This window comes from Massilia sp. BSC265, assembly GCF_000740675.1.
In the GTDB taxonomy this organism is placed as follows: domain Bacteria; phylum Pseudomonadota; class Gammaproteobacteria; order Burkholderiales; family Burkholderiaceae_D; genus Telluria.
Genome location: NZ_JPXI01000039.1, coordinates 214,499 through 227,280 on the forward strand (window position 1 = coordinate 214,499; position 12,782 = coordinate 227,280).

Consider the following 12,782-nt stretch of genomic DNA (forward strand, 5'->3'; position numbering starts at 1 on the left):
CCTATCAGTGCTTTCTCAAGGGCTGCTCGGCAGCACCGGCGAGCGATGCTTCCTGCCCCGGCGCCAGGAACCGGGTCGACGGCCCGCCATCGGCGTTATGCTGCACGATGCGCACCGGCCGCCCTTGCGCGTCAAGCCACACCTGGCCGATGCCGGCGCCGTTCCAGACGCGCTCGCCATGCTGGCGCGCGTCGGGCAGATATGGCGTGAGGGCGAGATCGCGTCGCTTGGTGAACCAGTTCAGTGGCGAGCGCGGAGAATACAGCCAGCGGTTGAGGCGATCGAGCCAGTCGAGCAGGCGGTGCGGGAATTCATTCTTGATGCCGCTGCTGGTGATCTGCCAGATATGCGGCGTGCGGTCGGAGTCGCGCACCTCGACATCGTAGGCGAAAGAGTAGTGCACGTCGCCCGACAGGACCACGTAGTTCCGCGGGCTGCGCGAATGGCGGAAGATATTGAGCATGCTGCTGGCCGCGCCGCGGTGCTCCATCCAGTTCTCGGCGTCGACTTTCAAGGCCAGGCCGGCGAAGGTGGCGACCCTTTGAATCACCTCGATCAGCTTGACCCCGAACATCGGCGTCGGCGAGACGATGACGGCGGCCGTTTCGTCCAGCAGCTCGTGCTGCAGTTCGGTCAGCGATTCCCAATCCATCAGGCCGGACGGATGGCCGGGCCGGCGCCGGTTGCGCCAGCGCCGGGTGCGGGTATCGAGCACAATGATCGTGGGCTTCGCCCGCACGACGAAATCCCACTGGCCGAACGACAGCAGGCGCTCGATCAGTGCGTCCTGCCTTGGCGCGTCCAGCCGGTCATCAAGAGCCGCCGAGGCGGCCAGCGCCGCCACATCGTCCAGCGCCGCCTCGAACACATCGGGGCGGTTGCCCCAGCCCTGGCACAGCATATAGGCAATCAGCGCATTGCCCACGATACGGCGCGAGAACGTGTGCCCGTAGACAGTGGCTTCCCACTTGGCCGACAGGTTCCAGTCGTCGGTGATGTCATGGTCGTCGAAGATCATCAGGGTCTGCACGTGCGCCAGCAGCCGGGCCGCCTGCGGCAGGTCGCGGCGAAAGCCCTCCAGCGCCCTCGACTCGCGCCGCCAGCGCTCCAGATACCTGGGCGCAAACGGAGGCGCCGGCGCATCCGCGACCAGCTGCCATGGCACGGGCGACCAGACCAGCAGGTACATGGCCATCACCTCGGCGAAGGTCACCAGGTGGTTGTGCGCATTGACCGTGGTGAAAATCGGCTTTTCGCTGCCGCCGAAGAAGCGGTCGCGCAGCGCATCGTTGGACCTGGTCGCAGGCAGCAGCTCCTCGCGCCGGTAGTAACCGGCCTGATGGCGGTACAGCGCCTCGCTGTCGGCGACCACTGCGCCTTCCAGGCATTCGCCGTACAGGCCCAGGCGCCGGATCAGCGCGTGGATCGCCGCCAGCATCGGACCGGCCACATCGTCGGCATACACCTGGTCACCGCAGAGCATGAGCATGGCGGGCCGCTCGTCGGCCCGCCCATCGGACAGTTGCGCGTGATCGGCCAACAAGGCGTCGGCGCGCGCCAGGCCGTCGCGCGCGGGATGATGCGGCTTGCGGCACGAGCCATACAGGATATTGTCGCTGCGGCTGCGCAGCACCATGCTCGGCCGCGTTGCGCCGACGTGCAGCAGGTGCGGCGCCCACTGCGCGATGCCGGCCTCAGTGCCATCGCCTTGCGCGACGAGCAAGTCATACTCGATGGTCGTGTCCTGCGGGAGCGGCTCGGGCAGCGCGACATCGATCAGGTGCACGCAGGCGTGGCGGCCGACGCGTATCACACGACAGCGGCGCGCGTCCAAAGCCAGGCGCCGGGGCGCGCCGGACTTGGGCGCCAGTACCAGGGTCAGGTCGAGCGGCGCGCTGCCGACCAGCCATAGCACCAGGCGACCCGGCTCGATGCGGCGCAGGACAGGACCGGCAAGCACGGGCGGCAGGCCCTCGGAGGCTGGATTCTGGATCAATCGGGTGCACTATGCTGGTTAAACCAGCCAGTGTAGCAGACACGCCGGACCGCTTGAGCACGCGAACGGCACATCCGCGCGCACGCCGGCAGCCCCACAAGATGCCAGGCGAGCTAGACCTCGACTGGCGCGGCAAGCGCCTGGCAAACCCGGTTGCGGCCCGCCTCCTTTGCCGCGCGCAGGGCGTCGTCGGCACGCTGGAACAGGGTCACGGTACTGTCCTCAGGGCGGATCACGGTAACGCCGAAGCTGGCCGTCATGGCGATCATCGCGCGCTCGCTCTTGACCGGCGAACTGGCGATGGCGGCGCGGATGCGCTCGGCCACGAGAAGGGCCTCGTCGAGATTGGTGCGCGGCAGCAGGATCGCGAACTCGACGCCCACCAGGCGCCCCACCAGGTCGGAATCGCGCAACTGGCGCTTGCACAGCTCCACCACGTGGCGCAGCACGGCGTCGCCGGCCGGATGGCCGTAGCCGTCGTTGACGCGCTTGAACTGGTCGAGGTCGAGCACTACCAGGGCGGTCGGCAGGCCCGGCCGGCGCGCCAGCGCCATCCAGGGCGCCAGGGCATTGAAGAAGCCGCGTCGGTTCGGCACGTCGGTGAGTGGGTCCACCACCTCGAGGCGTGCCAGTTCGCGCCCGGCACGCTCGCGCCCCAGCAGCAGCACGCCGAAGGCATTGGCCAGCATCAGGAGGTAAAGCGCGGCGCTGGAGAACTGGCGCAGCAACTCGCTCGATAGCCAGCGCCAGCCGCCCGGCAGCAGCAGCACCGACAGGCCACGCGCCGCCACCAGCAACGCCAGCACGGCAGTGGCCAGGGCCAGGAAGCGCTGCAGCAGGCTGGCCTCGCGCCAGCCCGCTGCCAGGGCCGCGGCCACGTTCAGGTAAAGGGCGCCGAGCAGCAGCGAAGCCGCCACGCTGCGCAGGCCCTGCTCGTCGATGAGGTAGCAGACGAAGAACACCAGGATCGCCAGCCCGCCCACCAGCAGCATGGGACGGCGCCAGCCGTCGCGGCCGGCCTCCTGCCAGGACGCACCGCCTTCGACGGCGACGCCGGCGAACAGCAGTGCATAGCCGCCCGGCAGCGCCAGCGCTTCGGGCACGACGCCGGCGCCGCCCAGCCCCAGCAGCGTCCAGGCGCCGGCCTGCACCTGCTTGGACAATGCCCAGGCGCTCAGTGCAGCCGTCCTCGCAGGGCCGTGGTCGAAAAAGGTCAGCAGCGCGCACAGGGCCAGGTTGCCCAGGGCCAGCACCAGCACCATCGTGGTCGCGTCCAGGTTCGTCATGTGTCCGTTCTACTGTCAGTACTCGTGTTCGACCAGGGTCGTGCCCTCGCCTGCCTTGCTGGCCCAGGCGCGGCTGGAATAGTCCATTAGGCAAGCGCTCACGCAAGCATATCCGCGCTGCAGGCGCTCGAGAAGGTCATGCTCCGGGCGTTGGTGGCGTGATCGGAGGATGGTCCGGCAACATGGGCGTCGATCTTTGTTCGAACGGCCAGCTTATCAGAAAGCGATGCCGTAGAACAAGCCGCACTCCCGTCATGCCCGGCACTCCCCTATACTGGCGCCATGTCCGCCCCGCCCGACCAGCCGCCATCCCTGCCGCCGCCGATCGTCTCTACCCGGGGCGACCGCCGCACGCTGGAGTTCACCCCTGGCGATATCCAGAGCGAGATGCGGCTGTCGCGCCCCGACGCGCTGGTGCTGTCCTATGCGCGCGCCATGATGTGCTTCGCCCTGCTGGCGCCGCGCCCGCGCCATATCCTCATGGTGGGCCTGGGCGGCGGTTCGCTGGCGAAGTTTTGCCACCGCCGCTTTCCCGCTGCCCGCATCACGGTACTGGAAGTGCGCGCCGACGTGATCGCGCTGCGCGAGCAGTTCCGGGTGCCGCCCGACGATGCGCGCCTGCGCGTCCTGCACTGCGATGCGGCCGACTGGCTGGCCGGGGCCATGGACGGCGAGGTCGATGTGCTGCTGGTGGACGGTTTCGACGCCGCCGGCCTGCCTCCCGGCCTGAGCAGCGCCAGCTTCTACACGCATTGCCGGCGCGCCCTGCGTCCCGGCGGGGTGCTGGTGGCGAACATCTTTACCTACGACCCCGGCTATGTGACTGCCGTGCAACGCCTGCAGGCGGCCTTCGACGGCCAGGTCTGCTGGCTGTCCGGCATCGCCGGGAACAACCAGATCCTGCTCGCCCAATGCGCGCCGCATCCCGGCGCCGCGCCCGGCCGCGCTCTGCGCTTCCTGAGAGATACACTGCGTAACCGCGGGCTTGGCGCGGGCCCGTTCAACCGCCTGCTGGCGCGCCTGCTCGTGGCCTGGTTGTCGTGGCGACGGCATCCGGACTGAAACGCACGGGCTCGGCATGGCGCGCGCTTGCGACATTTCGTTTGCCGAATCCTGCCCGGATGTGACACACTTCACGTATTGATGCCTACTGGCAAGCATTCAGTCGTCTTTCACACGTCTTTTCACGGACTTTCTGGACATTCCATGGCGCTTCGCCTGCCCCTGTCGCTGACGCTCGCGGCAGCCCTCACGCTCGGGGGCGGCCTGGCCGTATCCGGGGCCCTGTTCCTGGGGGTGAGCCACCTCGAGTACGACAACATGGCGCTCGCTTTTGCCCAGCGTGCCGACGAGCGTGTCGCGGCCGTGCGCCAGGGCATCGACCAGGCGGTCGAAGTGCTGACCGTGACCAACCAGCTGTTCGCGCGCGGCGAGCCGGTCAGCCGCGAACACTTTCGCGACTTTACCGCTGCCCTGCTGCAGCGCCACCGCTACATCCAGGCCTTCAATTTCCATCGCACCGTGCCGGGTGAGCAGCGCGCAGCCGTCGAACGCGAACTGCAGCAGATCCTCCCGGGCACCGTGTTCACCGAACTACAGGCCGAAGGTCTGGTACCGGCGCCGCTGCGGCCGCGCTACCACATCGTCGATTACATCGAGCCGATGGCAGGCAACGAACGCGCCTTTGGCCTGAACCTGACCGAGAACGTGCAGGTGATGAGCGCCCTCGCGATTTCCCGCGGCGATGGCCGCGCCGCCGCCACCGACCTGTTCCAGCTGGCCCAGGACGAGCGCAAGCAGCCGGCCTTCAGCCTGATCATGCCGGTGCTCGACCGCAACGGCATGCTGGCCGGCGACACCGCGATCGTCATCCGCGGACCGGAGCTGGTGCGCGCCTCGCTGGCCGCCAGCGGCCTGCTCGACCCGCGCCAGGTCTCGGGCGAGATCTTCGTGTCGGTCTACGCCGGCGACGAGGCCAGCCCTGCCAAGCTGCTGTTCTCCACCGGCGATACCAGCAAGCCGGAGGACGGTTGGCTGGCCGCCTTCCTGGCGCCCGGCCAGCCCGGCCATGCCACCAAGCTGCTGCGCATCGCTGGCAAGCCATGGCGTATCGAAGTGGCCAGCGCCCCGCGTCCCTTCCTGCAGGACCATATGGCCTCGACCGCCCTGCTGGTAGGCGGCATCCTGATGACCCTGCTCGGCACCGCCTTCGTGCAGGCTTCGGGCCAGCGGGCCCGCAAGGTCCAGCAGCTGGTACGCCAGCGCACCGCCGACCTGCGCCGCACCAACCGGCGCCTGGTCGAGGACATGGCTGCGCGCGAACGCGCCGAGCGCGCCCTGCAGCAGAGCGAGCAGCGCTTCCGCCAGCTGGTGTCGATGTCTTCGGACTGGTATTGGGAACAGGACCGCGACCTGCGCTTCACCATGGTCACCGGCGGCTTCACGGAAAAGGCCGGTGTCTCCGTGGAAAAAGTGCTCGGCAAGACGCGCTGGGAATACGTGCCCTCGCTGCTCGAGACCGAGGCCGGGCGCGCCCACATCGCCCAGGTGAAGGCGCACGAACCCTTCGCCAACCTCGAATACAAGTGCGTCGACGAGCACGGCGACACCCGCTGGTTCTGCGTCAACGGCCAGCCGGTGTTCGACGAGCACGGCGAGCTGCTGGGTTACCGCGGCACCGGCAGCGACATCACCGAACGCAAGCTCACCGAGCAGCGCGTCCACCACGTGGCCCAGCACGACGTGCTGACCGGGCTGCCCAACCGCTCGCTGCTGCAGGATCGCCTCGGCCAGGCAATCGCCTACGCCAATCGCAGCGGACGTCCGATGTGGGTGATGCTGATCGACCTCGACCGCTTCAAGTTCGTCAACGACTCGATGGGCCACAAGGCCGGGGACGTGCTCCTGATGACGGTGGCCGCGCGCCTGACCGGTTCGCTGCGCGACACCGATACCGTGGCGCGCCTGTCGGGCGACGAATTCGTCGTGATCCTGTCCGAACACCACGACGAGCCACTGTCGCCCGAGATCGTGCAGCGCGTGATGGACTCGGTGGCGCAGCCGGTCATGCTCGGCACCAAGGAGTTCTTCGTCACGTGCTCGATCGGCGTGGCCGTCTACCCGAGCGAGGGCACGCCGGCCGACAGCCTGATCGAACACGCGGACATCGCGATGTACAGTGCCAAGAAGATGGGGCGCAACAACTTCCAGTTCTACACCCCGGCCATGAACGAGGAGTCGCTGGAGCGCGTGCGCATCGAAAGCGCGCTGCGCAACGCCCTCGAACGCAATGAATTCGTGCTGCACTACCAGCCGCAGGTCGACCTCAAGACCGGCCAGATCGTCGGCATGGAAGCGCTGATCCGCTGGAAGCATCCGGAACTCGGGATGGTGCCGCCGGTGCGCTTCATCGGCATCGCCGAGGAGACCGGCCTGATCGTCCAGATCGGCGCATGGGTGATGCGCACCGCCTGCGCCCAGAACAAGGCCTGGCAGGATGCGGGCCTGGGAAAGCTACGCGTGGCCGTCAACCTGTCGGCGCGCCAGTTCGGCGCCGCCGACCTGATCGCCAGTCTCGAGTCGACCCTGGCGGATACCATGCTGGATCCGGATTGCCTCGAGATCGAGCTGACCGAAAGCCTGTTCATGAGCGACGTGACGCCGGCGGTGGAGCTGCTGCACCGCATGAAGTCGCTCGGCGTGAACCTCTCGATCGACGACTTCGGGACCGGCTATTCGAGCCTGTCCTACCTGTCGCGCTTCCCGATCGACGTGCTGAAGATCGACCGCTCCTTCGTTGCCGATATCACCCACGACGCCAACGACGCCGCGATCGTTACCTCGATTATCGCGCTGGCCCACAACCTGAAGCTGGCGGTGATCGCGGAAGGGGTCGAAACGCTCGAACAGCTCGACTACCTGCGCAGCCATGGCTGCGATGAAATGCAAGGCTATTTTTTCAGCAAGCCGCTGCCGGCCGAGGAATTCGAACAGTTGCTGGTGCAGCGCAAGGCCTTGCCGCCGCGCCAGGTGCACGAGAACGCTGCGCCGGAAGAAGTCGCCGATATTGCGGCCTGATCTAGATCAAATTTCCGTTTGTCATTTATGCGCTAAGCTGCTGACAGCTATTTATTTGTAGCTAAACAACATTGTTAGCTTTAAAATAGATGTGTCTCCTTAGCAACCCTCGACATCACGGATACTGATCATGATGAATGACACCGGCGAGCTGGCTCCGGTTGCCGATGCGACCGGCAAAGCCAGCGGCGCGCGCCGCCAGCGCACTGACATCCGCACCCGCGACCTGATCAACCAGGCCGTGGCATCGATTCCCACCCTCGGACTGCAGCGCGCCGCCGAATTCCTGGCAACCATGAATGTACCGGCCGAAGTGGCCGTGCGGGTGCTGGTCTACCCGAACCGCCGCCGCATCAATTAAAAGCGCGGCGGCCCGCGCCTAGCGGCGCTGCTGCTGGCGCGTGATGTCGTCCAGCGTTTCGCGGCCCTTCTCGGTCAGGACGTAGCCGCCGCCCTCGAGCGGGGCGATGTGCGACTTGATGCTCAGGAAACGGACCACGTCGGCATCGAGCGTCGCTTGCGGGTCAGCCGCGAGGGCCCCCAGTGATTTGATGCAGCGGCGCAGGAACAGCACCTGCTGCCCCTTCTCCGTCAGCACGATACGCCCGTCGCGGGTGTATTCGAGCATCTTCAATCCCGACAGGCGCTTGGCATTGCGCCCCACGCAGGCACCGGCCGTGTCGCGCTTCACGCCGCGGCGTACCAGTTCCAGTGCGTCGTATTCGTCCGTCGTCAGTTGTTCGTTCTTCATTCTGTTTTCTATTCGGCCAGGGCGCGCCATGGTAACCGGCGCGCCGGCCGAGGGCAAGCATCAACGCAGCGCCCGGAGCGCCAGCCAGCCGAGGCCGGCACTGGCCGCGACGCCGAGCGCCAGCGCCAACTGGGCCCAGCGCGAGTAATACAGTGGGCCGCGGCCCAGATGAATGGTGTTGTACAAGGTATGGCCCATGGTCTCCTCCGGGTCGGGCAGTGGTTTGTCTTGGATGCTTCTTTGGTCCATTACTCCAATCCCATTATAGGCAAGGGAAGGTGTCAGCAACATGACATGGATCGGGCGGCCTGCGGACCGGCCTGATGCTGCAGTGCGGCGTCCCGCGCGCCGAGGCCTGAGTGGCCCTGCTAGGATCATCCCTATCGACAACCCCACTGGAGCACAGCATGAACGACCCGACCCGCAAGCCCGATCCGGCGGCAAAAGGCCCCAACGTGTACTACGAAGCCGATATCGGCAGTGGAGAAAAATCGCCTGGCGAGCTGGAAACGGAAGAGATGATCCGCGAAATCCCGCCGCTGCCGCATTCCGGCGCCCATGGCGGCCAAGGACCGTCCGGCGCCCCGGACAAGAACCATTCCTGAGCGTTGCGCCCGAGCGCGCCTGCCGCGGCGCAGCACGCCGGCCCTCCCGGCCGGTCTTTGCGCCCCCGCCCTCGCGCGCGGCACTTGGCACTTCCGCCGCGCGACCTGCTTGCACTGCCTCCAATCTCCGGGGTCGAGGATCGCACGTTCGCCGGTGCGTACCGGCAAGAAGCTCGGCACGGCGCTTCGCGACCATGTCCAGCTGACGTCGTCGGCATGTAGCGATCGATCGGCAGGTAGTCGAAGGGGATGAAGCACCAGGCGGATGCGCTTTCGCCATCCGGTCCGGCCGGCTGCGGGCGGCATGCCCGCAGCACGCCAGGTTGCCGCTCGCGCGGCCTAATGGGCGCGAATCGGCGGTTCGGGCAGCCGTGGTTCCTCGACCGGTGCATTGACCGGGTCAGGGACATCGTCCGGCACCGGCGGACGCGGGTCTGGCGATGGCGCCGGGTTCGGGATGTCCGGGTCAGGGGTACTGTGGGCTTGCACGGGTGATGATCCCTGCAGCCACGCTTCTTGAGCATGCTTGGTCATGGTCACCTCTCGGAAGTGGGCGGGCTCCAGGCCCGCCGGACATGTCAGGCCATGGCGCGCCACGACGGCGCGCAGCCTCTAGCGGCGGTGCTTCTGCTTGGCTCCGCCGCCGGCGCCTTCGCCCTTGCCGGCCTTGACATTCGACATGTGATCGTGGCTGCTTTTCCGCGTGTTCTGGCCCGCGCGCTCCTTGGCCATTTCTTCCTCGGACATGTTGTCCGACTGCTTGTTGGTCTGGCTGCCGCCGGATTTCGATTGGCTCATCGCACTCCTCCTTGTCAACGTGGTTGCTTTGGATGCAGCCTAGCATGGATGACGAACCCAGGTTTTTCAATTGTGCGGCAAGAGGCCTGTGCCCTGCGGTCCATCCTCGGCTATAGTGCGTGTTCAACCCTTCCCCGGCCGACCATGAACTTCCGCCCCCTCCTGCTCGCCGCCCTGTTCGCGGGCAGCATCCACGCCGCCTCGGGCGCCACACCCATGAAGCTCGCCGACTACCTCGCCTTGAGCGGTCCCGCACCCACCGCCCGCATCCCCTACGGCGAGGCACCCTCGCAGTACGCGGAACTGTTCCTGCCGTCCGGCGGCGGCCCCTTCCCGGTGGCGGTGCTGGTGCACGGCGGCTGCTGGACCAGCAAGTTCGGCGGCATCACCCAGCTGCGCAACATGGCAGGGGCATTGGCAGCGCGCGGCATTGCTGTCTGGAACGTCGAATACCGGCGCTCTGACGAAGCGGGTGGCGGCTATCCCGGCACTTACCAGGACATGCACGCAGCGCTCGAACTGCTGGCGGCGCAGGCCGGGCGCTATCGGCTCGACCTGGAGCGCATGGTCGCGGTCGGCCATTCGGCCGGCGGCCAGCTGGTGCAGTGGATGGCCGGGAGCGCGCGCATTCCGGCCGGCAGCCCGCTCCACCGTCCCGACCCGCCGAAGGTGTCGGCGGTCGTCAGTCTCGGCGGCCTGGCCGACCTGCGCAACGAAGCGGCCCTGATCAAGTCCAGCTGCGGCCGCGACACTGCCGAGCTGGCCGGCGTGCCCGGTCCCGGCCGGCCGGACGTCTTCGTGGATACCAATGCCGCGGAACTGATACCGAACGGCAGCCGTACCTGGCTGGTGACAGGCGAACTGGACACGATCTCGCCGCCGCGCGTGGCGCACGACTACGCGGCGCGGGCGCGCAAGGCCGGCGACGCTGCCGAAGTCGTGATCCTGCCGGGGGCCAGCCACTATGACGAGGTGGCGGCGACTTCGCACGCCTGGGCGCAGGTGCTGGGCGTGATCGAGCGGGCCCTCGGCCGTCCGCAACCCTAGGCCGATTCATTCCCAAGCGATGCGGCGAGCGACGGGCGCCTCGATCACGAGGTCGCCGCGCGCCACTGCCACGCAGGGCAGGATGTAGCCTTCGCGCTTTTCGTCGAAGGAGAGTCCCGGCCACTCGATCCGGTGCGCGGCCGCGCCGCTGCGCACGCGGCAAATGCAGGTGCGGCAAGTGCCGTTGCGGCAGGAACTGGGCAGCTCGATGCCGGCCGCCTCGAAGGCATGGAGGATGCTGGTGTCCTCGTCGGCCTCAATGGCGAAGCCGCTCGGCTGCAGCACGATGGTATGGCGGGTCATGCGCCGATTGTAGCGCGGCCGGCCGGACCCAAGCGCTTGAGTTCGTTCTCGCACAGACCTGGTCCGGGCGCAGGCCTACGCTAAGGTTTCCAAAAGCAAGCATTGCAGGAAACCAAAATGAGTAAATCGCACGCACTCCCTCTCCTCGCCGCCGCCCTGCTGGGCGCCCTTCCCCTTGCCCAGGCACAGCAGGCTGCTCCCGCAGCGCCGGCGCAGGCACCTGCAACGCCCCCGGCCCAGCAACAAGCAGCCCCGGCGGGGCAAGTGCCCGGACAGGCGCCCGTCCAGGCCGGCGCCCCGGTCAACCCGGCCGCAGCCAAGCAAGCCGAATTCGAACGCAACCTGCGCGCCCAGGTCCTGCTCGACCGCGCCAACCTGTCGCCCGGCGAGATCGACGGCGCCTACGGTTCCAACATGCGCCAGGCCCTGAACACTTTCCAGGCCCTGCGCAAGCTGCCGGTCACCGGCAAGCTCGACGCCGCTACCTGGAACGCCCTGAACGCCGACAACAGCCCCCACCTGGTCACCTACACCCTCGTCGAGGCCGATGTTGCCGGCCCCTTCCGTCCGGTGCCGAGCAACATGATGGAAAAAGCCAAGCTGCCCGAGCTGGGCTATGCCAGCGTGCTCGAAGGCCTGGGCGAGAAATTCCACGCCAAGCCTGCCATGCTGCAAGCCCTGAACCCCGGCAAGAACTTCAGCCGCGCCGGCGAGCAGATCGTCGTCCCCAACGTCCACGGCAAGGAGCCTTTGCCGAAGGCGGCGAAGGTCGTGGTCAAGGAAGGTCCGAAGATACTGCAGCTGTTCGACGAGGCCGGTGGCCTGATCGCCCAATATCCGGTCTCGACCGGCAGCGCCAACGATCCGCTTCCGATCGGGACCTGGAAGATCAACAGCGTGCACGCCAATCCGGTCTACAACTACAACCCGAAGCTGTTCTGGGACGCCGAGCCGGGCGACAAGAAGGCCAAGGTTGCACCGGGACCGAACAACCCGGTCGGCGTGGTCTGGATCGACCTGTCCAAGGAGCATTACGGCATCCATGGCACCCCGGTGCCGGGCCACGTCGGCAAGACCGAATCGCACGGCTGCATCCGCCTGACCAACTGGAGCGCCGCCGAAGTGGCGGGAGCGGTGAGCGCGGGGCTGGAGGTCGTGCTGGAGAGCTGATACCCACATCAAGACTCAACGGAGGATGACATGAGATGGCTGATGACCTTCCTGCTCGGCGCGCTGGTCGGCGCGGGCGGCCTGTTCGTTCTGTTGCGCGCCGTGCCCGACGAGCCGGCGCCGAACACAGCGGTGGCGGCTGCCGGCATACCGGCTGCCCGGATCGATCCCCAGCTGCCGGGCCCGCCGAGCATCCAGCCTGACCTCAGTGACTTCGACCTGCCGCTGCGTCCATCCTCGCCTGCAGTGCCGGGGGCCGGCGCCCAGGCCCCGGCCGATGCGGCCGCGGTCGCGGTGCACGGCAAGCTGCTGGTGCCGGTGCAGGGCATCAAGCTCGCCAATCTCAGCGATACCTATGACCAGCCGCGCGGCACCCAGCGCCACCATGAGGCCCTCGACATCAAGGCGCCGAAAGGGACGCCGGTGCTGGCGGCCACCGACGGCAAGGTGGCCAAGCTGTTCACCAGCAAGCCTGGCGGCACCACGCTGTACCAGTTCGACCCGAACGAGAAGTACGCCTACTACTACGCGCACCTCGACCGCTACGCGGACGGCATCCAGGAAGGCATGGACGTCAAGCGCGGCGACGTGATCGGCTATGTCGGCATCACCGGCAATGCCGACCCGCACGCGCCGCACCTGCATTTCGCGGTGTTCGAGCTGACGCCCGAGAAGCTGTGGTGGAAAGGGACACCCCTGAATCCCTTCCCCTTGATGACGGACGGGCAGGCCGTCGCCGCCCAATAAGA

13 protein-coding genes are annotated in these 12,782 nt (G+C 67.4%); 7 read left to right on the forward strand and 6 right to left on the reverse strand.

Annotated elements, in window-relative coordinates; genetic code table 11:
• Nucleotides 1–4: 4 nt before the first annotated feature.
• Together MA09_RS19850 and MA09_RS19855 are read right to left on the reverse strand one after the other, a co-directional pair.
• Nucleotides 5–1,960 (reverse strand): alkaline phosphatase D family protein, encoded by a 1,956-nt coding sequence (locus MA09_RS19850; RefSeq protein ID WP_081897723.1) that lies wholly within the window; start codon nt 1,958–1,960, stop codon nt 5–7.
• Between the two features lie 149 nt (nt 1,961–2,109).
• A complete protein-coding gene (locus MA09_RS19855; RefSeq protein ID WP_036252306.1) occupies nt 2,110–3,282 on the reverse strand; it encodes a diguanylate cyclase in 1,173 nt (390 codons plus the stop codon).
• Nucleotides 3,283–3,564: 282 nt separating this feature from the next.
• On the opposite strand from MA09_RS19855, the gene MA09_RS19860 reads away from it, so the two are divergent.
• From MA09_RS19860 to MA09_RS19870, 3 genes are all read left to right on the forward strand, one after another.
• Nucleotides 3,565–4,344 carry a transferase spermidine synthase gene (locus MA09_RS19860; protein WP_036252309.1) on the forward strand — a complete coding sequence of 260 codons (780 nt, stop codon included), beginning with the start codon at nt 3,565–3,567 and terminating at the stop codon, nt 4,342–4,344.
• A 144-nt stretch (nt 4,345–4,488) separates the two neighbouring features.
• Nucleotides 4,489–7,359, forward strand: a complete 2,871-nt coding sequence (locus MA09_RS19865) for an EAL domain-containing protein (protein WP_036252311.1) — start codon at nt 4,489–4,491, stop codon at nt 7,357–7,359.
• 130 nt (nt 7,360–7,489) lie between these two features.
• Nucleotides 7,490–7,720, forward strand: a complete 231-nt coding sequence (locus MA09_RS19870; protein ID WP_229440787.1) for a hypothetical protein — start codon at nt 7,490–7,492, stop codon at nt 7,718–7,720.
• A gap of 18 nt (nt 7,721–7,738) precedes the next feature.
• Here the strand turns inward: MA09_RS19870 and MA09_RS19875 are convergent, their stop codons facing one another.
• Nucleotides 7,739–8,110 (reverse strand): hypothetical protein, encoded by a 372-nt coding sequence (locus MA09_RS19875; protein ID WP_036252315.1) that lies wholly within the window; start codon nt 8,108–8,110, stop codon nt 7,739–7,741.
• Nucleotides 8,111–8,170: 60 nt separating this feature from the next.
• Nucleotides 8,171–8,308 carry a hypothetical protein gene (locus MA09_RS25120; RefSeq protein WP_200883103.1) on the reverse strand — a complete coding sequence of 46 codons (138 nt, stop codon included), beginning with the start codon at nt 8,306–8,308 and terminating at the stop codon, nt 8,171–8,173.
• 209 nt (nt 8,309–8,517) lie between these two features.
• On the opposite strand from MA09_RS25120, the gene MA09_RS19880 reads away from it, so the two are divergent.
• Nucleotides 8,518–8,715: a hypothetical protein gene (locus tag MA09_RS19880; RefSeq protein WP_036252318.1), complete on the forward strand. Its 198-nt coding sequence runs from the start codon at nt 8,518–8,520 to the stop codon at nt 8,713–8,715.
• 612 nt (nt 8,716–9,327) lie between these two features.
• On the opposite strand, the gene MA09_RS19885 is transcribed toward MA09_RS19880, so the two are convergent.
• The gene (locus MA09_RS19885; protein WP_036252321.1) at nt 9,328–9,513 is read right to left on the reverse strand and encodes a hypothetical protein; all 186 of its coding nucleotides are present in this window, start codon (nt 9,511–9,513) and stop codon (nt 9,328–9,330) included.
• 144 nt (nt 9,514–9,657) lie between these two features.
• Between MA09_RS19885 and MA09_RS19890 the strand changes: the two genes are divergently transcribed.
• Nucleotides 9,658–10,560, forward strand: a complete 903-nt coding sequence (locus MA09_RS19890) for an alpha/beta hydrolase (RefSeq protein WP_036252323.1) — start codon at nt 9,658–9,660, stop codon at nt 10,558–10,560.
• Between the two features lie 6 nt (nt 10,561–10,566).
• Here MA09_RS19890 and MA09_RS19895 read toward each other — a convergent pair whose 3' ends face one another.
• Entirely contained in the window at nt 10,567–10,863 is a 297-nt protein-coding gene (locus MA09_RS19895) for a 2Fe-2S iron-sulfur cluster binding domain-containing protein (protein ID WP_036252325.1), read from the reverse strand.
• A 117-nt stretch (nt 10,864–10,980) separates the two neighbouring features.
• On the opposite strand from MA09_RS19895, the gene MA09_RS19900 reads away from it, so the two are divergent.
• Complete coding sequence (locus MA09_RS19900) at nt 10,981–12,033, forward strand: L,D-transpeptidase (protein ID WP_036252327.1); 1,053 nt, start codon at nt 10,981–10,983, stop codon at nt 12,031–12,033.
• Nucleotides 12,034–12,063: 30 nt separating this feature from the next.
• A complete protein-coding gene (locus tag MA09_RS19905) occupies nt 12,064–12,780 on the forward strand; it encodes a M23 family metallopeptidase (RefSeq protein ID WP_036252330.1) in 717 nt (238 codons plus the stop codon).
• Nucleotides 12,781–12,782 lie beyond the last annotated feature (2 nt).

Coding starts and splice junctions, on each gene's coding strand:
- MA09_RS19890 (WP_036252323.1), top strand. CDS start 9,658: ATGAACTTCCGCCCCCTCCTGCTCGCCGCCCTGTTCGCGGGCAGCATC.
- MA09_RS19855 (WP_036252306.1), bottom strand. CDS start 3,282: ATGACGAACCTGGACGCGACCACGATGGTGCTGGTGCTGGCCCTGGGC.
- MA09_RS19865 (WP_036252311.1), top strand. CDS start 4,489: ATGGCGCTTCGCCTGCCCCTGTCGCTGACGCTCGCGGCAGCCCTCACG.
- MA09_RS19885 (WP_036252321.1), bottom strand. CDS start 9,513: ATGAGCCAATCGAAATCCGGCGGCAGCCAGACCAACAAGCAGTCGGAC.
- MA09_RS19860 (WP_036252309.1), top strand. CDS start 3,565: ATGTCCGCCCCGCCCGACCAGCCGCCATCCCTGCCGCCGCCGATCGTC.
- MA09_RS19900 (WP_036252327.1), top strand. CDS start 10,981: ATGAGTAAATCGCACGCACTCCCTCTCCTCGCCGCCGCCCTGCTGGGC.
- MA09_RS19870 (WP_229440787.1), top strand. CDS start 7,490: ATGATGAATGACACCGGCGAGCTGGCTCCGGTTGCCGATGCGACCGGC.
- MA09_RS19880 (WP_036252318.1), top strand. CDS start 8,518: ATGAACGACCCGACCCGCAAGCCCGATCCGGCGGCAAAAGGCCCCAAC.
- MA09_RS19905 (WP_036252330.1), top strand. CDS start 12,064: ATGAGATGGCTGATGACCTTCCTGCTCGGCGCGCTGGTCGGCGCGGGC.
- MA09_RS19895 (WP_036252325.1), bottom strand. CDS start 10,863: ATGACCCGCCATACCATCGTGCTGCAGCCGAGCGGCTTCGCCATTGAG.
- MA09_RS25120 (WP_200883103.1), bottom strand. CDS start 8,308: ATGGGCCATACCTTGTACAACACCATTCATCTGGGCCGCGGCCCACTG.
- MA09_RS19875 (WP_036252315.1), bottom strand. CDS start 8,110: ATGAAGAACGAACAACTGACGACGGACGAATACGACGCACTGGAACTG.